The organism is Streptomyces sp. NPDC046261, from assembly GCF_040646235.1.
Lineage (GTDB): Bacteria > Actinomycetota > Actinomycetes > Streptomycetales > Streptomycetaceae > Streptomyces.
On sequence record NZ_JBEYZU010000004.1, the window covers coordinates 88,038 to 108,421 of the forward strand.

The 20,384-nt window shown below is 70.5% G+C and carries 15 protein-coding genes; 6 read left to right on the top strand and 9 right to left on the bottom strand.

Annotated elements, in window-relative coordinates; all coding sequences use genetic code 11:
• Positions 1-68: 68 nt before the first annotated feature.
• Together ABZ956_RS09810 and ABZ956_RS09815 are read right to left on the bottom strand one after the other, a co-directional pair.
• A complete protein-coding gene (locus ABZ956_RS09810) occupies positions 69-773 on the bottom strand; it encodes a hypothetical protein (protein WP_361889623.1) in 705 nt (234 codons plus the stop codon).
• A 292-nt stretch (positions 774-1,065) separates the two neighbouring features.
• A complete protein-coding gene (locus ABZ956_RS09815) occupies positions 1,066-1,866 on the bottom strand; it encodes a serine protease (protein ID WP_361889626.1) in 801 nt (266 codons plus the stop codon).
• Positions 1,867-2,060: 194 nt separating this feature from the next.
• Between ABZ956_RS09815 and ABZ956_RS09820 the strand changes: the two genes are divergently transcribed.
• A complete protein-coding gene (locus ABZ956_RS09820) occupies positions 2,061-2,933 on the top strand; it encodes a hypothetical protein (protein ID WP_361889629.1) in 873 nt (290 codons plus the stop codon).
• Between the two features lie 4 nt (positions 2,934-2,937).
• Here ABZ956_RS09820 and ABZ956_RS09825 read toward each other — a convergent pair whose 3' ends face one another.
• Both ABZ956_RS09825 and ABZ956_RS09830 read right to left on the bottom strand, forming a co-directional pair.
• Complete coding sequence (locus ABZ956_RS09825; protein ID WP_361889632.1) at positions 2,938-4,005, bottom strand: hypothetical protein; 1,068 nt, start codon at positions 4,003-4,005, stop codon at positions 2,938-2,940.
• Between the two features lie 5 nt (positions 4,006-4,010).
• The gene (locus ABZ956_RS09830) at positions 4,011-5,855 is read right to left on the bottom strand and encodes a polysaccharide deacetylase family protein (RefSeq protein WP_361889634.1); all 1,845 of its coding nucleotides are present in this window, start codon (positions 5,853-5,855) and stop codon (positions 4,011-4,013) included.
• Between the two features lie 520 nt (positions 5,856-6,375).
• Between ABZ956_RS09830 and ABZ956_RS09835 the strand changes: the two genes are divergently transcribed.
• The 3 genes from ABZ956_RS09835 to ABZ956_RS09845 all read left to right on the top strand — a co-directional run bounded on the left by ABZ956_RS09835 (position 6,376) and on the right by ABZ956_RS09845 (position 9,586).
• Positions 6,376-7,629, top strand: coding sequence for a glycosyltransferase (locus tag ABZ956_RS09835; RefSeq protein WP_361889637.1), 1,254 nt, complete (start codon positions 6,376-6,378; stop codon positions 7,627-7,629).
• 101 nt (positions 7,630-7,730) lie between these two features.
• Positions 7,731-8,924, top strand: coding sequence for a UDP-N-acetylglucosamine 2-epimerase (non-hydrolyzing) (wecB, locus tag ABZ956_RS09840; protein ID WP_361889639.1), 1,194 nt, complete (start codon positions 7,731-7,733; stop codon positions 8,922-8,924).
• Positions 8,921-9,586 (top strand): calcium-binding protein, encoded by a 666-nt coding sequence (locus ABZ956_RS09845; RefSeq protein WP_361889642.1) that lies wholly within the window; start codon positions 8,921-8,923, stop codon positions 9,584-9,586. Before wecB ends, ABZ956_RS09845 begins: the two co-directional genes overlap by 4 nt.
• An 89-nt stretch (positions 9,587-9,675) precedes the next feature.
• Here ABZ956_RS09845 and ABZ956_RS09850 read toward each other — a convergent pair whose 3' ends face one another.
• The 4 genes from ABZ956_RS09850 to lgt form a co-directional block, all read right to left on the bottom strand.
• On the bottom strand, positions 9,676-11,136 hold the full coding sequence (locus tag ABZ956_RS09850; protein WP_361889645.1) for a glutamate synthase subunit beta: 1,461 nt from the start codon (positions 11,134-11,136) through the stop codon (positions 9,676-9,678).
• The gene (gene gltB, locus ABZ956_RS09855) at positions 11,129-15,682 is read right to left on the bottom strand and encodes a glutamate synthase large subunit (protein WP_361889648.1); all 4,554 of its coding nucleotides are present in this window, start codon (positions 15,680-15,682) and stop codon (positions 11,129-11,131) included. Before gltB ends, ABZ956_RS09850 begins: the two co-directional genes overlap by 8 nt.
• 306 nt (positions 15,683-15,988) lie before the next feature.
• The gene (locus tag ABZ956_RS09860; RefSeq protein ID WP_361889651.1) at positions 15,989-16,720 is read right to left on the bottom strand and encodes a VIT1/CCC1 transporter family protein; all 732 of its coding nucleotides are present in this window, start codon (positions 16,718-16,720) and stop codon (positions 15,989-15,991) included.
• 246 nt (positions 16,721-16,966) lie between these two features.
• On the bottom strand, positions 16,967-17,899 hold the full coding sequence (lgt, locus tag ABZ956_RS09865; RefSeq protein ID WP_361889654.1) for a prolipoprotein diacylglyceryl transferase: 933 nt from the start codon (positions 17,897-17,899) through the stop codon (positions 16,967-16,969).
• Between the two features lie 170 nt (positions 17,900-18,069).
• Here lgt and ABZ956_RS09870 point away from each other — a divergent pair, with 170 nt between their 5' ends.
• Positions 18,070-18,462 carry a hypothetical protein gene (locus ABZ956_RS09870; protein WP_361889657.1) on the top strand — a complete coding sequence of 131 codons (393 nt, stop codon included), beginning with the start codon at positions 18,070-18,072 and terminating at the stop codon, positions 18,460-18,462.
• 53 nt (positions 18,463-18,515) lie between these two features.
• Here the strand turns inward: ABZ956_RS09870 and ABZ956_RS09875 are convergent, their stop codons facing one another.
• Positions 18,516-19,163: a hypothetical protein gene (locus tag ABZ956_RS09875; protein ID WP_361889659.1), complete on the bottom strand. Its 648-nt coding sequence runs from the start codon at positions 19,161-19,163 to the stop codon at positions 18,516-18,518.
• A gap of 841 nt (positions 19,164-20,004) precedes the next feature.
• Between ABZ956_RS09875 and ABZ956_RS09880 the strand changes: the two genes are divergently transcribed.
• Positions 20,005-20,229, top strand: coding sequence for a hypothetical protein (locus ABZ956_RS09880; protein WP_361889662.1), 225 nt, complete (start codon positions 20,005-20,007; stop codon positions 20,227-20,229).
• Positions 20,230-20,384: the final 155 nt, after the last annotated feature.

A 20,384-nucleotide genomic window follows, 5' to 3' on the forward strand; every position in this document is an offset into this window, starting at 1 on the left:
CCGGGGCGCAGGGCCGGGGCGCAGGGGCGCGGCGTGCGTACGGTCCGGCCGGTCGTAGCCGGTGCCGGTCAGTCCGCGGTGCGTCCGCCGCGGCGCAGCGCGACACGTACGCCGTAGGCACCGGCGCCTACGGCCAGCAGGGCGACGCCGCCCGCGACGACGGGGGTGCCGACGTCACCGACATCGTGGCTGGCCTTGATCACCTGGCCGGCCTCGACCACGCGCTTGACGGGGTTGCCGGACGAGTGATGGGGCGGCTTGCCCGGGCCCGTGGTGGGGCGGGCCCCGGCCTTGGTCCCGGCCTGCGCGGTGGCACCGTCCGCCAAGGCGCCGGTCCGGTGGGCGGCCGCGGTGGCCGTGCCGGCCGTGCCGGCCGTGCCGGCCGCCTCGGGGGTGTGGCGCAGGGTGCCGGAGGCGAAGTCGTAGTAGTGGGTCAGGCGGCTGCCGTCGAGCTGGGCACGCAGGGTGGGGCGGGAGCTGTCACCGCCGAGGATGCGCAGGTGGAGCCGGTCGAGGTCGGCCGTGGGGCGGGCGGTGTCGAAGGTGCGCAGCTGCTTGCCGTGGCTGGTGACGGTCACGCTCGTGCGGCCGTCGCCGGAGGTGAGGCTGGCCCGGCTGCCGTCGGGCAGCCGTACCTGCTGGACCGTGGTGTGCCGGGGGCGGGTGTCGTGGTCCTGCTTGTCGGCCGCGAAGGCGGTCGCCGTCGGGTACGCCACGGCCGCGACGGCGGCGGTGAGGACGGTGGCGGCGGCGATGCGGGACTTCACGGACACGGGAGGTGCCTTTCCGTAACGGTCGGCTCTGGCTGCGCCCGCCGGGTTCTTCGACGGGCACGCCTTCACGTTACGGACGTTTATGTGCCGCACACCTCGACTGTCCGACCATTCTCGTCTCGGCCGAAAGGATGACCGGGGCCCGTCCAGGTCATACCAAAGTGCGGTCCCCCGGGGTCGCGGACGGGCCGCCGGGGCCCGTACCGGGGCTGGGCCGTCCGGGTCAGCGGACGGCGTGGCGGGCCGGTACGGGCGGTCGGATTGCGTGGGGTGCCGGGGTGCGGGCCGGGGCTCAGCCGAGACTGGCCGCGGCCGACCTGATGGCCGAGGCGAAGGTGCTCACCTCGGTGTAGACGCCGGGGTAGCCGGGGCGCGCGCAGCCCTGGCCCCAGCTGACGATGCCGACCTGGATCCAGGCGCCGGCGTCGTCCTTGCGGAACATCGGGCCGCCGGAGTCGCCCTGGCAGGTGTCCACGCCGCCCTTCTCCAGGAAGCCGGCGCATATCTCCTCGCCGGGGGTGAGGGTGCCGCCGTAGGCGCCCTCGCAGGTGGCGTCGTCGACGTAGGGGACCTCGGCCTTCTGCAGGTAGCGCTGCTGCGGGCCGCCCTCGCGGGTGGCACCCCAGCCGGCGACGGTGAAGGTGCCGTCGTTGTAGGCCGTGCTGTCGGCGATCTTGAGGGTGGGCAGGTTGATGGGCCGGGCGAGCTTGATGAGGGCCCAGTCCTTGCCGACGCCGTTGTAGCCGGGGGCCTGCAGGACGCGGGTGGACTTGACCTTGACGGCCTGGGAGGACTGGAGGTCCACGACGCCCGCGGTGGCGGTGATGGAGGTGTTGGCGCCGCTGCCGTCCACGCAGTGCGCGGCGGTCAGGACGATCTGCTGGGTGTAGAGGGCGCCGCCGCAGCCCATCGACAGCCGCACCATGAAGGGGAACTCGCCCTGGGCGGCGGGCTCGCCGCCGACGACTCCGGGACCGGGCCGGGGCCCGGGGTCGTCCTGTGCCTGGGCGGCGGAGGGCTGGAGGCTGAACGCGGCGAGGGCGACCGCGCCCACTGCGGTGCATCTTTTGAGCACCTTGAGGTAGTTGCGCAACGGTCTTCCTTTCGTGGGAGGTTGTGCGCACCGCATGGCCGGGTGGGGTGGGGGTCTTGTAGGGCTCATGACAATGCGCTTGGCGATTATCGGGCCGGGCGACACCCCTGACCTAGCCGCGTTTTCGGCCAGTCGGCGAAGGCCGCCGCCCGTACAGTGGAGGGGCACCGGCAACCGCACGGGGGTGGTCACGCGTGGGCTCGGACATCGCGATCGAGCACGGCTTCCCGCACGTGGAGACGGTGCGGTCGGCGATCACGGCGCTGTACAGGCGGCTCTCCTACGACGGAGTGCGCTCCTTCGGGGCGAGCGTGCCGCCGGCGGGCGTCGCCTTCCACGACGACGAGGACCCCTACCTGGGCGTCCAGCGCGTCGCCGGCGAGATGGTCCGGCACCTGCGCCTGCCCGACGCCCGCATGATCGTCAGCTTCCGGGAGATGGTGCACGCGGGCAGCGTCGAACTCGCGGCGGGGCCGGAGTACTTCATCGAGCTCAACGCCCGCTTCAAGGCCCACCGCCGCGACATCGGCGCGGCGCTCGCGCACGAGGTGACGCACGTCTATCTGCACCGGCTCGGCCTGGAGTTCCCCGGCACGCGCGACAACGAGATCCTCACCGACACCACCGCCGCCTACCTCGGCGCGGGATGGCTGCTGCTCGACGCCTACCGGGAGTCGCAGGTCTCGACGCAGAAGCTGGGGTATCTCACGCCGGAGGAGTTCGGCTACGTCCTCGCCAAGCGCGCCCTCGCCTTCGGCGAGGACCCCTCGCCGTGGTTCACCAGCCCGCAGGCCTACGACGCCTACGTGCGGGGGCGCGAGTGGGCCCGCCGGGACGCCCGGCGGCCCCCGCTGGCGGCCGCCGGGCGGCTGGGGCACCACCGGTACGCACGGGACCGGCGCGCACGGGCGGCGTCCGCCGGTGCCGGGTACGCCTTCGAGGGCGCCGATCCGCTACGGGTCAGCTTCCCCTGCCCGACGTGCCACCAGCGCATCCGCGTGCCGGTGCGCGGGCGGCTGCGGGCGCGGTGCGCGCTGTGCCGGACGGTGCTGGAGTGCGACACCTAGCGGTTCACGAGCGGGCCCACCACTTGCGCAGGATCTTCTCCGCCGGCTTTCCGTGCGGGGTGTACGACAGCCTCTTCGCGGTCTCGCCGCTGTCCGGCCAGTCGTCCCACATCCACCAGCACACGCCCGCCCACCACGGCTTGCCCTCGAACGCGGCGAGCAACGCCTCGTACGCCGCGGCCTGTTCGTCCTCGCCGGCGCGCTTGCTGACCGTCCAGGAGAAGGGGGCGGTGGTGGTGCCGCGCTGGCTGACGTAACCGGCCTCGGTGAAGAGGATCTTGCGGTGCTGTCGCTGCGAGAAGGCGGCGAGCTCCTCGGTGATCGGCTGCCATGCCTGCCGCAGCCGGGCCGGGTCCGCCGTCGCCTTGTCGGCCAGCGGCCAGTACGCGTCGATGCCGATGACGTCGAGATCCTTCCAGAAGGAGATCTTCTGGTACTCGTCGTAGTTGGCGGCGTACGTCAGCGGGCCCTTGTAGCGCTCGCGGACCGCGGCGATGGTCCGGCCCCAGCGCTCGCCGTCCTGCGAGGTGCCCGCGAGCTCGGTGCCGACCGAGAACTGCTCGACGCCCGTGTCCTGGGCCAGGTCCGCGTAGTGGGTGATGAAGCGCCGGTACGCGCCGAACCAGGCGTCCCGGTCGCGGGGGCGGATCTCGCCGCGGTCGCCGCCCTTGGTCAGGTCCACATGGGGCTTGACCATGACCTTGAGCCCCGCCGCGTGGGCGAGGCGGATGATGTGGCGCAGGCTGTCGTCGCCGGCGGTCTCCCGCGTGGTGCGCATGGCCGAGTCGGTGACGCGGCCCTGGTACCAGGTCGGGGTGAAGGTCACCCACCGGGCACCGGTGGCGGCGATCTGGCGCAGATACGTTCCCGCCTGGGGACTGCTGTAGTCGTCGGTGTTCCACGACGGGAGCGTGACGCCCCGCAATCCGCTCACCTTCCTGTCGTCGGGCCGGCCGCTCCGGTCGCCGGGCGTCGGGGCGGGACCGCCGTCACCGTCGCCGTCGCCGGACGAGGAGCACCCGGCGACGAAGAGGACGGCCACCGCCGCCAGCGCGGCGGCCGTCCTCCTCATCGCGTTCACTGGGTGAGAGCCGCGGGGGCCACGAAGGTGTAGCCGAGGGCACGGATGCCTTCGACCGTCTGCTTCAGCGGCTCCACGTCGTAGTACGGGTGGTAGAAGAAGCTCGCCACGCCGTCACGGACGGCCAGGTTGGCCTTGGCCGACGCGATGAGGTCGGCCGGCAGCCTCGCCGGGTGGTTGTTGTACGGCACGGGCTCGTAGTTGCCGATGTTCTCGGGGAGCACGGTCGTACCGTAGACGTCCTTGACCGCGTAGGGGAAGAACTGCCCGATGTATCGGCTGGAGTTCACCGCCTGGCCGCTGAGCGTCCCGGAGAAGTACAGCGAACGCTCAAGCCGGGCGGTGTAGTTCTTGCCGAAGACCCGGTAGTCGGTGGCCGAGGCGGCGTAGTGCGGCGTCGTCCACAGCGTGGGCTTGGGCAGGCCCGCGGCGGTGAAGGCGGCGAGGGCGGACGTCACCCTGGACTGCGCCCAGACGGTGGAGTCCTCGGCGACCGGCCCGTCGTAGATGACGCTGTCGGAGGCGTCGACGTGGGCGCGGAAGAACTCGAAGTCGTCGCCCGTGACCCCGGTGTAGGGGTTGTTGACGTTCTTGTACTGGTGTGTGTAGCCGTGGTTCATCAAGATGGCGCCGCGCTGGAGCATGTACTTCAGCGCCGAGACGACCTCCGGGGCCTGGGCCAGGGTGACCGTCTTGGCCACGCCGTTGTTGTAGGCGCCCTTGGGGTCGGTGTACACCGGGACGACGTTGATCCCGTAGGGGACCTTCTGCGAGTGGAGGTAGTCGGCCATCGCCCGCAGCTTCGCCGGGTCGGAGTCGGGGCTGATGTCCTCCAGCCGTACGAACGCCCGGTGGCGCTCGGCGGTCGCGGGGGCCAGACCGTCGAAGAGGAGGTCCTCGAAGACGATGACGCGGTCGGTCTCGGAGACGTAGCTGAAGGGGATCTCCCCGACGTACGTGAGGTTGCCCGAGCGCAGGGCCCAGGGGAAGGTGGCCCCGCTGTTGGCGTCCTTGGCCTGGGCGATCTCGGTGATGTCCGGGTAGTCATCGCCGTCGGCCACGGCCGGGTGCAGCACTCCGCCGTCGAAGCCGGCGGGGATCTTCCGGGTCAGCGTCTGGTTCTTGTAGGTGACCTGGTTGACGTTGCCGACGTTGCCGTTGGTCTCGAAGAACGAGTTGGTCGGGTCCCAGCCGTACTTCTTCTTGAAGTTCTCCACCCCGACCGCGTTGGCCATGCCCCAGATGTTGTCGCCGATCCAGTTGACGGGCTTGGTGGTCTTCAGCGCGTCCTGGTAGAAGGCGGCGGGGATGGCGTCGGGCAGGGAACCGCCGTAGTAGGTGGAGCCGACGTAGTAGGTGGAGGTGTACTGCTCCACCATGCCCGCCGTGTAGGCGGAGACCGGCTTGGCGGTGACGGTGCCGAAGTGGCCGGCGAGGTTGGAGATCGCCATGGCGTAGAGCTCGCCGAGGTGGCCGTAGGGGCCGGTCGTGTCGTAGAGGACGAGCGCCGAGGGGCCGGCCGGGGCGGCGAGCGTCCCGGCGGTGGTGGCCTTGACGGTCGTCTTCGGGGCGGGCGCGGGGCGGACGGCGAGCGTCCCGGCGCGGCGCTTGCGGTCGTTCGCCAGCCGGGCGCCGGCCCATGCCTTGAGGTCCTTGGTGCTCGCCCCCGAGAGCGAGGCGGAGCTGATGCCCTTGAGGCCGTGCGGGGGCCGGGGTTTGTCGTCCCTGCCTATCGCGGCCTCGGCGCCCGTGGAAAGCGCGACGCCGCCCAGCAGGGCGGCGATGAGGGCCAGGATGAGCGAGAGCCGGGAAATCCCCGCTCTCCCTCGCGTGTTTTCCATTGTTGTTCCCCCCTGGTTGACCAGCTGTTGTCGTTTCCTTCCCCGAACGGGCAGGCCCCGACAGTTGGCTGATTCTTGTGGGCCCCCTGAGGGGGTGTCAATAGACAGCCCTGGTCCGGACCGGGCAATAAAGGACAGCCGAATTGGTTCAGACCAAAGATCCCATCAGTCACACGACTGACTCCAGCAGGCATAACTACCGGTTGGTACACAGAATTTACTGTTCCGATTCAACATCTCTCACCATGAAGCACTGAACAGGTCGCTCGGTCTGATACCTTCCCAGCGCACGCCTCAAGTGAGGCGGAATCCGGGGGGAACTCATGTACGGAAAACCCGCTCTGGGGACAGTCCTGCCTTTGGCCGGGCTGACGGCAGCCCCAGAAGTTATGCCGGGCATACCCTTTGCCAGGGGACTGCAGGAAGCGGCGGGGGCAGGTTTCCTGCTCTACTGCGCGATAGCCGCCGTACTTCTTTCGGCCAAATTCTGGTTCGTGCTCCGAAGCTCCGGTGACCGTTCATGATCACCGAAGTCCTGCTCTGGTCCAGCATTGCCATCATCGTGATGGCCGGCTGCTACAACAGCACACTCTTCGTCCTCTCCAGACGTCGCGTCCGCCGCGACCGCGGCCCACGCGCGGAACGTCTCTACGTCTTTCTCCTCGCCTGTCTGAACGAGGAAAAGGTTCTCGCCGAGAGCCTGGCCCGCATCACCGCCCTGCCGGCCGGGAACTTCATGGCCCTGGTCATCGACGACGCCTCCGACGACCGCACGGCCGCCATCGCCCGCGCCGCCGATCCCGACCGGGTCCGGCTGCTGCAGCGGCACCTTCCCAACGCCCGCAAGGGCAAAGGCGCGGCCCTCAACGACGGCATCCGTCACCTGCGCGAATCCGGCCTCCTCGACGGCCGCGACCCGAGCGACGTCATCGTCTGCGTCGTCGACGCCGACGGCCGGCTCGATCCGCACGTCGTCCAGGCGGTCGACCCCTACTTCGACGACCCGCGCACCGGCGCCACCCAGGTCGGCGTGCGTATGTACAACCGGCACAAGGGCCTGCTCGCCCGGCTCCAGGACATGGAATTCGTCATCTACGGCGACATCTTCCAGTCGGCCCGGCGCTACTTCGGCAGCGTCGGCATGGGCGGCAACGGCCAGTTCATGCGGCTCTCCGCGCTGGACACCCTCGGCGACGGAAGCGGCAGGGGACCATGGAGCGACTCCCTGACCGAGGACCTCGACCTCGGGGTGCGCCTCATCGCCCGCGGCTGGACCAACCAGCACTGCACCACCGCCGCGGTCTCCCAGCAGGCCGTGCTCGACGTCCGCCGGCTCGTACGCCAGCGCTCCCGCTGGTTCCAGGGCCATCTGCAGTCGGCCGGGCTGGTCCCGCTGATCCTGCGCGAGGTGCCCACCAAGGCCGCCGTGGACCTGCTGTACCACCTCTCCAGCCCCGTGCTGATCCTGCTCACCTCACTGCTGCCGCTGTCCTTCCTCGTCGCCGTGGCCGGCACCGTCATCGGCTCCATCCAGGCCGGCCACGCGCTGATCTCGCCCATGTGGATCGTCGGCCCGTACGTGCTGTCGTTCACCGCGGCGTACGCCTACGGCTGGGTCTACTCCCGGCGCGAGCGAGGACTCGGGCTCGTCCGCGCGATTCTGCTCTCCCACGTGTTCGTCATCTACGGCTACATCTGGTTCGCCGCCGGATGGTGGGGCCTGTGGCGGATGCTCACCGGCAAGCAGACCTGGCTCAAGACCGCGCGCACCTGACACCCGCACCCGCGCGCGCCGGAGGAACCGGCGCGCGCCCGCCGGAGGACCGGCAGCGCCACCCACCACCAGCCAAGCGAAGGTACTTCCGAGGGAGACCCATGTCCCCGAACGTCATCACCACGCCCGTACGCGCCATGCTCGTGCTGGGCACCCGGCCCGAAGCCATCAAGCTCGCGCCCGTCGCCCGCGCCATGGCCGCCTCGCCGCTCTTCGACCCCATCGTCGTCACCACCGGCCAGCACCGCGAGATGCTCCACCAGATGCTCGAACTCCTCCAGGTCGAGGTGCGCGTCGAGCTCGACGTCATGCGGGAACGGCAGGAACTGTCCACCCTGACCGCCCGCCTCGTGGACGGACTGGGCGAGGTCGTCCGCGAGCAGCGCCCCGACGTCGTCATCGTGCAGGGCGACACCACCTCCGCGCTGACCGGCGCCCTCGCCGCCTTCTACGAGCACATCCCGGTCGCCCACGTGGAGGCCGGGCTGCGCACCGGGGTGCTGGACAACCCGTTCCCCGAGGAGCTCAACCGCCGCCTCATCGGGCGCATGGCCCGCTGGCACTTCGCGCCCACCCCGCGCGCGGCCGGCCACCTGACCGCCGAAGGGGTGCCGGCCGCCGAGGTGTTCGTCACCGGCAACACCGTCATCGACAACCTGCTGTGGGTCCTCGAACAGGACACCGGCACCGACCTCTTCCGCACCGATCTGCGGCGCGTGCTGGTCACCTTGCACCGACGGGAGAACCAGGGCGAGAAGATGCGGGCCATGGGCAAGGCCCTGCGGCAGCTCGCCGACCGCGGCGACGTGGAGCTCGTGCTGCCGCTGCACAAGAGCCCGGCCGTCCGTGAGGCCCTGCTGCCGGAGCTGACCGGCCACCCGAACATCCGCGTCGTCGAGCCGCTGGGCTACGTCGACTTCTCCGCCACCCTCGCCGGCTGCGACCTCGTGCTGACCGACTCGGGCGGCATCCAGGAGGAGTCCCCCAGCCTCGGCAAGCCGGCCCTGGTCCTGCGGACCACCACCGAGCGGCCCGAGGCCGTCGAGGCGGGGGCGGCCAAGCTGGTCGGCACCGAACCGCAGGCCATCCTCGACGCGGCCGTGCGCCTGCTGGACGACGAGGAGGAGTACCGGCGCATGGCGACGGCCGGCAACCCCTTCGGTGACGGTCGTGCCACGGAGCGCATCGTGGCCCAGCTGGCGGAGGACTTCGGTGCCGACGCCGACGCGATGCCCGTACCTGATGCCGTGATCGCCACACAGCCCGACGGTCCGGGGTCATACTCGACGGCATGACGAGAGATCGCCGGCTTCTCGCCCTCGCCCTGTTCGCGGCCGCCTTGGTGGCGGGTATCGCAGTGGCCGTGAGCAGCATGTGGGAAGACAGCGGAGAGCCGGCGACGCCGTGGGCCGAGGGATCGGTCCACGGCCCCTGGCGGTCGGTCTTCGACGGCCACGGCGTGAACATCGGCCGCCACGACGGCGTGGCCCTCTCCCCCAAGCCCGCGAAGGTGCCGGAGGAGACCCACGCGGGGCTGATCGTCTCCACAGAGAGCTACGGGGACGTGAACTACCGGGCGCGGATGCGCACGGAGGCCCAGCTGCGCACCCCCGAACCCAATCCGTGGGAGGTGCCGTGGCTGGTGTGGGGCTATACGGATCCCGAGCACTTCTACTACATCACGCTCAAGCCCAACGGCTGGGAGCTGGGCAAGCGCGACCCCGCCTATCCGGGCGGGCAACGGTTCCTGGCGACCGGCGCGGAGCGCTTCCCGGTGGGCAAGTGGTCGGACGTACGGGTCGGGCAGCGCGGGGCGCGGATGGAGGTGAGCGTGGACGGGCGGGGGCTCGTGGCCTACGAGGACAAGGAGCGCCCGTATCTGCGGGGCAACGTCGGGGCGTACACGGAGGACGCCCGGGTGGTGTTCAGCGACATGTCGGTGCGCTCCGCCGACTGATTCCGGTATGACGCGGAACGGCGCCTGCCTCGGCCGGGGGGTGAGGCAGGCGCCGGGTACGGCGGGCCGCGTGCTCGGCGGCCGGTGGGTCAGACGCTGAGGGCGCGGTCCGTCGGCCTGACCGGGGCCGGCAGGGTGCTGCTCCCGGTCAGATAGCGGTCCACGCCACGGGCGGCGGAGCGGCCCTCGGCGATGGCCCAGACGATGAGCGACTGGCCGCGGCCGGCATCGCCGGCGACGAACACGCCGGGGACGTTGGTGGCGTAGTCGGCGTCACGGGCGATGTTGCCGCGCTCGTCCAGCGCGAGGCCGAACTGCTCGACGAGACCGTTCTGTCGGTCGGTGCCGGTGAAACCCATCGCGAGGGTGACGAGCTGGGCGGGGATGCGACGCTCGGTGCCGGGCTTCTGCGTGAGCTTGCCGTCCGTGAACTCGACCTCGACCAGGTGCAGCCACTGGACGTTGCCGTCCTCGTCGCCCTCGAAGTGGGTGGTGGAGACGGAGTAGACGCGCTCGCCGCCCTCCTCGTGGGCCGAGGTGACCTTGTAGAGCATGGGGAAGGTCGGCCAGGGCTGGCTCGCGTTCCGCTCCTCCCCCGGCCGGGGCATGATCTCCAGCTGGGTGACGGAGGCCGCGCCCTGGCGGTGGGCGGTGCCGACGCAGTCGGCGCCGGTGTCGCCGCCACCGATGACGACGACGTGCTTGCCCTCGGCGCTGATCGGGGAGACCGTCAGATCGCCCTCCTGCACCTTGTTGGCCAGCGGCAGGTACTCCATGGCGACGTGGATGCCCTTGAGGTCGCGGCCGGGGACGGGCAGGTCGCGGGAGGTGGTGGCACCGGCGGCGATCACCACCGCGTCGTAGCGCCCGCGCAGCTTGGCGGCGTCGATGTCGCGGCCGATCTCCACCTCGGTGCGGAACTTGGTGCCTTCCGCGCGCATCTGCTCGATGCGGCGGTTGATGTGCCGCTTCTCCATCTTGAACTCGGGGATGCCGTAGCGCAGCAGCCCGCCGATGCGGTCGGCGCGCTCGTAGACGGCCACCGTGTGGCCGGCGCGGGTGAGCTGCTGGGCGGCGGCGAGGCCGGCGGGACCGGAGCCGATGACGGCGACGGTCTTGCCGGACAGGCGCTCGGGCGGCTGCGGGGTGACGTCGCCGGCCTCCCACGCCTTGTCGATGATGGTGACTTCGACGTTCTTGATGGTGACGGGCTGCTGGTTGATGCCCAGCACGCACGCGGACTCGCACGGGGCGGGGCACAGCCGTCCGGTGAACTCGGGGAAGTTGTTCGTGGCGTGCAGCCGCTCGGAGGCGGCGCCCCAGTCCTCGCGGTAGGCGTAGTCGTTCCACTCGGGGATGAGGTTTCCGAGCGGACAGCCGTTGTGGCAGAACGGGATGCCGCAGTCCATGCAGCGGCTCGCCTGCTTGGAGATGATGGGCAGCAGGGAGCCGGGGACGTAGACCTCGTTCCAGTCACGGACGCGTTCGGCTACGGGACGGGTGCGGGCGACCTCGCGGTCGGTGGTCAGAAAGCCCTTCGGGTCAGCCATGGGTCGCCGCCTCCATCATCTTCTCGTGGGTCTCGGTCTCGGAGAGACCGGCTCGCTCGGCGGCGTCCTTGGCGGCGAGCACTGCCTTGTACGTGGTCGGCATGACCTTGCGGAAGCGGGTCACGGCCCGGTCCCAGTCGGCGAGGAGCCGCGCCGCGACGGTTGAGGCGGTCTCCTCGTGGTGGCGGCGCACCACGTCGTGCAGCCACTGCCGGTCGTCGGCGTCGAGGGTGTCGACGGCGTCGGCCAGCTCCTTGTTGACGTTGTCGGGGTCGAGGTCGATGACGTAGGCGACGCCGCCGGACATGCCGGCCGCGAAGTTGCGCCCGGTGGGTCCGAGGACGACGGCGTGGCCGCCGGTCATGTACTCGCAGCCGTGGTCGCCGACGCCTTCGGAGACGACGGTGGCGCCGGAGTTGCGGACGCAGAACCGCTCGCCGACGCTGCCCCGCAGGAACAGTTCGCCGCCCGTGGCGCCGTAGGCGAGGGTGTTGCCGGCGATGGTGGAGTACTCGGCGAGGTGGTCGGCGCCGCGGTCCGGGCGGACGATGACGCGGCCGCCGGAGAGGCCCTTGCCGACGTAGTCGTTGGCGTCGCCCTCCAGGCGCAGGGTGACGCCGCGCGGCAGGAAGGCGCCGAAGGACTGGCCGGCGGAGCCGGTGAAGGTGATGTCGATGGTGTCGTCGGGGAGCCCGGCGCCGCCGTACTTCTTGGTCACCTCGTGGCCGAGCATGGTGCCGACGGTGCGGTTGATGTTGCGGATGGGCACCTGGGCGCGGACGGGCTGGGCCTGTTCGGCGCCGACGGTGTTCAGGGCGTCGGCGGCGAGCTTGATCAGCTGGTTGTCGAGCGCCTTGGCCAGGCCGTGGTCCTGCGCGGTGGTGCGGTGCCGGACGGCGCCGGCGGGCAGCTCGGGCACGTGCAGCAGGGGTGCGAGGTCCAGGCCCTGGGCCTTCCAGTGGCTGACGGCCCTGGCGGTGTCGAGCAGCTGGGCCTGGCCGACGGCCTCCTCGAGGGTGCGGAAGCCCAGTTCGGCGAGGATCTCGCGGACCTCTTCGGCGATGAACTCGAAGAAGTTGACGACGAATTCGGCCTTGCCGTTGAAGCGCTCGCGCAGCACGGGGTTCTGGGTGGCGATGCCGACGGGGCAGGTGTCCAGGTGGCAGACGCGCATCATGACGCAGCCGGAGACGACGAGGGGCGCGGTGGCGAAGCCGAACTCCTCGGCGCCCAGGAGGGCCGCGATGACCACGTCGCGGCCGGTCTTGAGCTGGCCGTCGGTCTGGACGACGATGCGGTCGCGCAAGCCGTTGAGCAGCAGCGTCTGCTGGGTCTCGGCCAGGCCCAGCTCCCAGGGGCCGCCGGCGTGCTTGAGCGAGGTCAGCGGGGAGGCGCCCGTACCGCCGTCGTGACCGGAGATCAGCACGACGTCGGCGTGGGCCTTGGAGACACCCGCCGCGACCGTGCCGACGCCGACCTCGGAGACCAGCTTCACGTGGATGCGGGCGGCGGGGTTGGCGTTCTTGAGGTCGTGGATGAGCTGGGCGAGGTCCTCGATGGAGTAGATGTCGTGGTGCGGGGGCGGCGAGATCAGGCCGACGCCGGGGGTGGAGTGGCGGGTCTTCGCGACCCAGGGGTAGACCTTGTGGCCGGGCAGCTGGCCGCCCTCGCCGGGCTTGGCGCCCTGGGCCATCTTGATCTGGATGTCGTCGGAGTTGACCAGGTATTCGCTGGTCACGCCGAAGCGGCCGGACGCCACCTGCTTGATGCTGGAGCGGCGGGCGGGGTCGTAGAGGCGCTCGGGGTCCTCGCCGCCCTCACCGGTGTTGGACTTGGCGCCCAGCCGGTTCATGGCGATGGCGAGGGTCTCGTGGGCCTCCTGGGAGATGGACCCGTACGACATGGCGCCGGTGGAGAAGCGCTTGACGATGGCGCTGACGGGCTCGACCTCGTCCAGGGGGACGGGCGTGCGGTCGCTCTTGAAGGAGAACAGCCCGCGCAGCGTCATCAGCCGCTCGGACTGCTCGTCCACGCGCTGGGTGTACTGCTTGAAGATGTCGTAGCGGCGGGCGCGGGTGGAGTGCTGGAGCCGGAAGACGGTGTCGGGGTCGAACAGGTGCGGCTCGCCCTCGCGGCGCCACTGGTACTCGCCGCCGATGTCGAGGCGGCGGTGGCTGGCGGGGATGCCGGTGACGGGGTAGGCCTTGGTGTGCCGGGCGGCGACCTCGCGGGCGATGACGTCCAGGCCGGCGCCGCCGATCTTGGTGGCGGTGCCCTGGAAGTAGGTCGCGACGAAGTCCTGGTCGAGGCCGACGGCCTCGAAGACCTGGGCGCCCCGGTAGGAGGCGACCGTCGAGATGCCCATCTTGGACATGACCTTCAGGACGCCCTTGCCGAGCGCCTTGATGAGGTTGCGGATGGCGTCCTCGGGGGCGAGGTCCGGCAGGAACGTCCCTGCGCGGACGAGGTCCTCGACGGACTCCATGGCCAGGTAGGGGTTCACCGCCGCCGCGCCGTAACCGATGAGCAGCGCGACGTGGTGGACCTCGCGGACGTCACCGGCCTCCACCAGCAGCCCCACCTGGGTGCGCTGCTTGGTGCGGATGAGGTGGTGGTGGATGGCCGAGGTCAGCAGCAGGGACGGGATGGGGGCGTGCTCGGCGTCGGAGTGCCGGTCGGAGAGCACGATGAGGCGGGCGCCGTCCTCGATGGCGGCGTCGGCCTCGGCGCACATCGCCTCCAGGCGGGCGGCCAGGGCCTCGCCGCCGCCGGAGACCCGGTACAGGCCGGAGAGCGTGGCGGCCTTCAGGCCGGGCAGGTCGCCGTCGGCGTTGATGTGGATGAGCTTGGCGAGCTCGTCGTTGTCGATGACCGGGAAGGGCAGGGTGACGCTGCGGCAGGACGCGGCGGTGGGGTCGAGGAGGTTGCGCTGCGGTCCGAGGGAGGAGATCAGCGAGGTGACGAGCTCCTCGCGGATGGCGTCCAGCGGGGGGTTGGTGACCTGGGCGAAGAGCTGGGTGAAGTAGTCGAAGAGCAGCCGCGGGCGCTCGGAGAGGGCGGCGATCGGCGCGTCGGTGCCCATCGAACCGATGGGCTCGGCGCCGGACTTGGCCATGGGGGCGAGGATGACGCGCAGCTCTTCCTCGGTGTAGCCGAAGGTCTGCTGGCGGCGGGTGACCGAGGCGTGGGTGTGCACGATGTGCTCGCGCTCGGGGAGGTCGGCCAGGTCGATCAGGCCGGCCTCCAGCCACTCCTGGTAGGGCTGCTCGGCGGCGAGGGCCGCCTTGATCTCGTCGTCCTCGATGATGCGGTGGCTGCCGGTGTCGACGAGGAACATCTTGCCGGGCTGCAGACGGCCCTTGCGAACGACCTTGGCGGGGTCGATGTCGAGCACGCCGACCTCGGAGGAGAGGACGACCAGGCCGTCGTCGGTGACCCAGTAGCGGCCGGGGCGCAGACCGTTGCGGTCCAGGACGGCGCCCACGACGGCGCCGTCGGTGAAGGTGACGCAGGCCGGGCCGTCCCAGGGCTCCATGAGGGTGGAGTGGTACTGGTAGAAGGCGCGCCGGGCCGGGTCCATGGAAGCGTGGTTCTCCCAGGCCTCCGGGATCATCATCAGCACGCTGTGGGGCAGCGAGCGCCCGCCGAGGTGGAGCAGCTCCAGGACCTCGTCGAAGGAGGCGGAGTCGGAGGCGTCGGGGGTACAGACGGGGAAGAGCCGCTCGATGCTCCTGCCGTCACCGGCGAACAGCTCGCTGGCCAGCTGGGATTCGCGGGCCCGCATCCAGTTGCGGTTGCCCTTGACGGTGTTGATCTCGCCGTTGTGGGCGACGAAGCGGTAGGGGTGGGCGAGCGGCCAGGAGGGGAAGGTGTTGGTGGAGAAGCGGGAGTGCACGAGCGCGATGGCGGTGGCGCAGCGGCGGTCGGAGAGGTCCGGGAAGAACGGCTCCAGCTGCCCGGTGGTGAGCATGCCCTTGTAGACGAGGGTGCGGGCGGACAGCGAGGGGAAGTAGGTGTCCGCCTCGCGCTCGGCGCGCTTGCGCAGGACGAAGGCCTTGCGGTCGAGGGCGATGCCGGTGTTCACGCCGTCGCTCACGAAGAGCTGCCGGAAGACGGGCATGGTGGCGCGGGCGCCGGCGCCGAGCAGGTCGGGGGCGACGGGCACCTCGCGCCAGCCGAGGACGGTCAGGCCCTCCTCGGCCGCGATCGTCTCGATGCGCGAGACGGCGGCGGCCGCCTCCTGCTCGTCGGCGGGCAGGAAGCCGGTGCCGACGGCGTACGAGCCGGCGGGCGGAAGCTGGAAGGGAACGCTCTCCCGGAGGAAGGCGTCGGGGACCTGCATCAGGATGCCCGCGCCGTCGCCGGAGTCGGGGTCGGAGCCGGTGGCGCCGCGGTGCTCCATGTTGCGCAGGACGGTGAGCGCCTGTTGTACGAGCTCGTGGCTCGCCTCGCCCGTGAGAGTCGCGACAAAGCCCACGCCGCAGGCGTCGTGCTCGTCGCGAGGGTCGTACATCCCCTGCGGGGCGGGGTGGGATGCGTGGCGCATCGGCGCTCCCGTCGTCGTCTGGCAGTCATGTCAGAGGCATGTGCCGAGGGACGACGTTGGCCCTCGCTGAAGAAGGTTGGTGCAGCTACATGATGGAGCGCTTCTCAGAAAGTGGAAGGGGTGGTCCATCATGTGGACACCTATGGGGCGGGCGCTCCGGAATTCCTGGGATCGCCAGGCCCGGCCGCGCCGGAGAATCAGCACAGCACGGGCGGCGTTGCCCGCTGCGCTTCCGGATTGTGCCCAGTCGCCGAGGAGCTGAAACCGCGGAGAAACACGCACGTTATGCGGAAGCGCGCATAAGAATTACCCGACGGCGGTGCCGAAGGCAATACCGAGGAGATACGTCACACCTGCCGCGGCCCCGCCCAGCAGCAACTGCCGCAGCCCGCTGAACCACCACGACCGGGCCGTCACCCGGGCGACGACAGCCCCGCAGGCGAAGAGCCCCACCAGCGCCAGCAGCACCGCGGGCCACAGCTGGGTGGCGCCCAGCAGATACGGCAGCACGGGCAGCAGGGCGCCCAGCGCGAAGGAGCCGAAGGAGGAGACGGCCGCGACGGTGGGCGAGGGCAGGTCGGACGGGTCGATGCCGAGCTCCTCGCGGGCGTGGATCTCCAGCGCCTGCTCGGGGTCCTGCGACAGCTGCCGGGCGACCTCGCGGGCCAGCTTCGGCTCGACGCCGCGCGAGACGTACAGCGCGGCGAGCTCCGCCAGCTCGTCGCCCGGGTGCTTGCGCAGCTCGCGCCGCTCCACGGCCAGCTCGGCCAGGACCAGTTCGCGCTGCGAGGCGACGGAGGTGTACTCGCCGGCCGCCATGGAGAACGCGCCCGCCGCGAGGCCGGCGAGGCCGGCTATGACGATGGCCTGCGAGGAGGCGGTGCCGCCGGCGACGCCCGTCATCAGGGCCACGTTGGAGACCAGTCCGTCCATGGCCCCGAACACCGCCGGCCGCAGCCAGCCACCGTTCACATCACGGTGGGTGTGGTTGTCACGGTGTGCGGCATGTGTCGCCGCGGCCGTATCCAGGACAGCCATCTCTGCGAACGCTCCCTTCCCCAGGGGCACGGGCCCTTCGCCCCACCCCTCCGTCACCCGACGGTACGCACGAACGGGGCTGATCCGCTAGCAAGGAAGGCCGAACTTACCGCCCTGACCTGCGGTTTTGCGGTGGGAGCGGGAACATCACGGCGAGCGGAACGAACGGTTCCAGCCAGCGATGGCAAAAAGGCCCCCACGGCGTAATCCGTGGGGGCCAGGTCCGACGCGCCGCGTCGGACCGCGTCAGAGTTTCTTCTCCTTGGACGGCTTCGAGGGCGTGGCGGGCTTGCGCGGCGAGCGCTGCACGTCCGCGGCGCCCCCCTCGGAGCCTTCGACGGTCTCCTCGGCGCCTTCAAGGGCACCGGGTTCCACCACGAGCTCCCGCCCGGGGACCTTCTTCGCGGAGATCACGATGTAGGCGACGGCGGCGAGGAAGACGACGATGGAGGTCCAGCCGTTGAGGCGCAGCCCCAGCACGTGGTGGGCCTCGTCGACGCGCAGGTACTCGATCCAGAAGCGCCCGACGGTGTAGGCGGCGACGTACAGCGCGAAGGCCCGCCCGTGTCCGAGCTTGAAGCGGCGGTCGGCGAGGATCACCAGCGCGGCGACGCCGAGGCACCACAGCGACTCGTACAGGAACGTCGGATGGTACGTACCGGCCTCACGCCCGATCGCCGGGTCCGCGTCGATCTTCAGCGCCCAGGGCAGATCGGTGGCCTTGCCGTAGAGCTCCTGGTTGAACCAGTTGCCCCAGCGCCCGATGGCCTGCGCCACCGCGAGCCCGGGCGCGACGGCATCCGCCCAGGCCGGCAACGGAATCCCACGCCGCCGGCACCCGATCCACGCCCCGACCGCCCCGAGCGCGACGGCGCCCCAGATGCCCAGGCCGCCTTCCCAGATCTTGAAGGCGTCCACCCAGTTCCGGCCCGAGCCGAAGTACAGCTCGTAGTCGGTGATCACGTGATAGAGCCGCCCGCCGACGAGCCCGAACGGCACCGCCCACACGGCGATGTCCGCCACCGTCCCGGCCTTGCCGCCGCGCGCTACCCAGCGCCGGTTGGCGAGCCAGACGGCGACGAAGACGCCGATGATGATGCAGAAGGCGTAGCCGCGCAGCGGGACCGGCCCGAGGTGGACCACTCCGGTCGACGGGCTGGGGATGTATGCGAGATTCATGGCACGTAAGAACCTACCGTGTGATGCCGCCGAACCCCAGAGTGGGCCTTGGGGCCCTTACCGACAGTAGCGCTGCGCACACGGAAGCACGTTTGGGAAAGGACTCTGTGACCCCGCTGGAAGCGACCCCGCGCAACACCCGACCGCCCCGCGGACCCCTGCCTCTCGGGGTGCGAAGCGCACGCATATCGCTGTTCGTCCTCGCCGCCTTCGGCATACCCGTCGGCGCACTGATCCTCGCTGCGACGGCCGTGGGCCTCGAAGGCGCACCTGACGTCGTCACCGGAACGATGACCTTCACCGGGGGCGTGGCCGCCTTCTTCCTCGCCGCCCGATTCCGCACCGGTGGAACCGGTATTCGCAACGGCGCTGTGGCACTCGGCGCGATCATCGTTGCCCAGGATGCGCTGCGCCTCGTCGTGGACGGTGCGCTGCCCCTGAGCACCGTCGTCTTCGCGGCCCCGATCCTGCTCGGGTGCCTGAAGAAGGAGGGCACGGCCTGGTTCCGCTCCCCCAAAGCCGACCGGAGCGGGCACGGAGCGTCGGGACGGACGGCGGGCTGATCAGCACTGTCTGTAGGGAAGCGGCAGTGGCTGCCGCTCCCCTACGCAGGTGATCAAGCAGTGGCGAGCTGCGGCGTGCTTGCCACATCCCGTGCGAGGTCCTTCAGCCATGAGGGGGCTTCGGCGGTGCACTCGATCTCGCGCAGCGTGGTCCGCAGCCCGTGGCGATTGCGGCCGGAGTTCACCACTTCCAGCATCGTGGGGAGGGAGATCAACGTCGCTTCGCACTCGGGCCAGTCCCCCGCCCTGGCATAGGCGGTCAGTATCGAGACTGTGTAGTAGAGCGTCCCTCGGCCACCCTGAACGAAATCCTCGCTGAGCTCATGTGCACGCTGCAGACCGGTCAGCGCCCAGTCGGCGTCGCCCCCTGTCAGCAGGGCTTCGCCTTCGTGGCCCGCCAACTCCAGTTCGTTGATCCACCACGTCCACGACGGGTCTCGGGGGCCGATCGAATCCTCCAGGGCGACCCGGGCCACATCCAACTCGGACAGGGCGCGAGTCTGGTCGCCGATGTCGGCCAGCGCCCGCGCCCTGCGCACCCGAGCCATCAGTCCAACACGAGGAGGAAGGCGCAGCTCCGACAGCAACTCTTCAGAAATGCGCAACACCTCCCCAGGACGGCCTTCCTGGACACCATGCATGGCCAGCATGTCCAGCGCGAACCACAGCTTCGGGCGGTCCCCGGGGTGATGAGCGAGCACGCACGCCTCCAAGAAGGCCGCGCGAGCATCTGCCCGCTGATCTGCATCAAAGAGAAGCCATCCAGCGACCTGCGCCAGCTCAGCGACGACTGACAGGCATTCACCAACCGGCGCGCGGGAACAGCACCACTGTCGAGCTTGCGCTGGGCGGCACGCCACGCCTGTACAGCAGCGGGGGCGATGACGTCGGCGCCGTAGCGGTTGTCGTGATCCATGAAGTAGGCGACTGCGGCGCGCATGTGCGCGATTTCGCTGTCGATGGCTTCGTCGTCGACGCTCGCGCGGAGAGAAGGCGCCCCCAGCAGGAGACCGGCCCACGCCCCCTCCACCCCGACCAGCAAGTCCAGCTCTCAACCAACTTCGGGGAAGGTTGCTGCTTCCCCTTCAGTGCACGGGAGAGGTAGGCAAGGTCGTAGTTGATCGCCCGCGCTGCCGCGCCCATCGAGTAGCCGCTGTCCCACAGAGCGCGGCGGGCCGGATCAGCGAAGTCGCTCACAGTGAACCCCTAAGCATTGACTCCGGCCTTCAAGTTTAGTCAAGGCCAGTCAACTCCCGCGTGGCCAAAGGGGATTCGACACGGAGGCAGGCAGTACCCCGGCGACCGCGTGAACGGCCCCGGGACATGGCCAACGCTAACAAGAAGCGTCGACATGACTGACCATGTCGCTCGCTGGTTCCGCCAGGTAAGGGCTCTGTTCGCCCCGATCCCCACTCCTTCACCGCCCCCGCGCAAGCCCCCGCACTGCCCCAGGACCACGGACCCACCCCCCTACACCGCCGTCGTATCTGCACGCGGCATCAACTTCGTCCCCCGCCAGCCCCACCGCGCGAACGCGACCCGGTGAACGCCGCTCCGAAGACCGGGACGTGGGTGGTCGACGTCGGACGGAACTGCGTCGGCGAGGCCATCAGGGCGAGCGACGGGCGGGTGGTGCTGCGCGACCTAGCGAGCAGGGAGGAGTGGGAAGCGTCGCGCTGCGACGTCCGGCCCGCCGCGGCGAACGACGAGCTGCGGGCGAGAATCGCGGACCTCAACAACCGCAGCGCGCGGAGGAATGCCCGGTGACCAACCAGAAGACGGCCCAGCCGACGTCCACGTCTGCGTCCAGAACGCGCTGCGTGGAGTGTCAGAACATCAAGCAGCGCCGGGCCCAGGCCCTGGAAGCCGGCGACCGGCCAGGCGCCGAGGCGGCGACCTTCGCCATGGGCGTCCACCTGCGC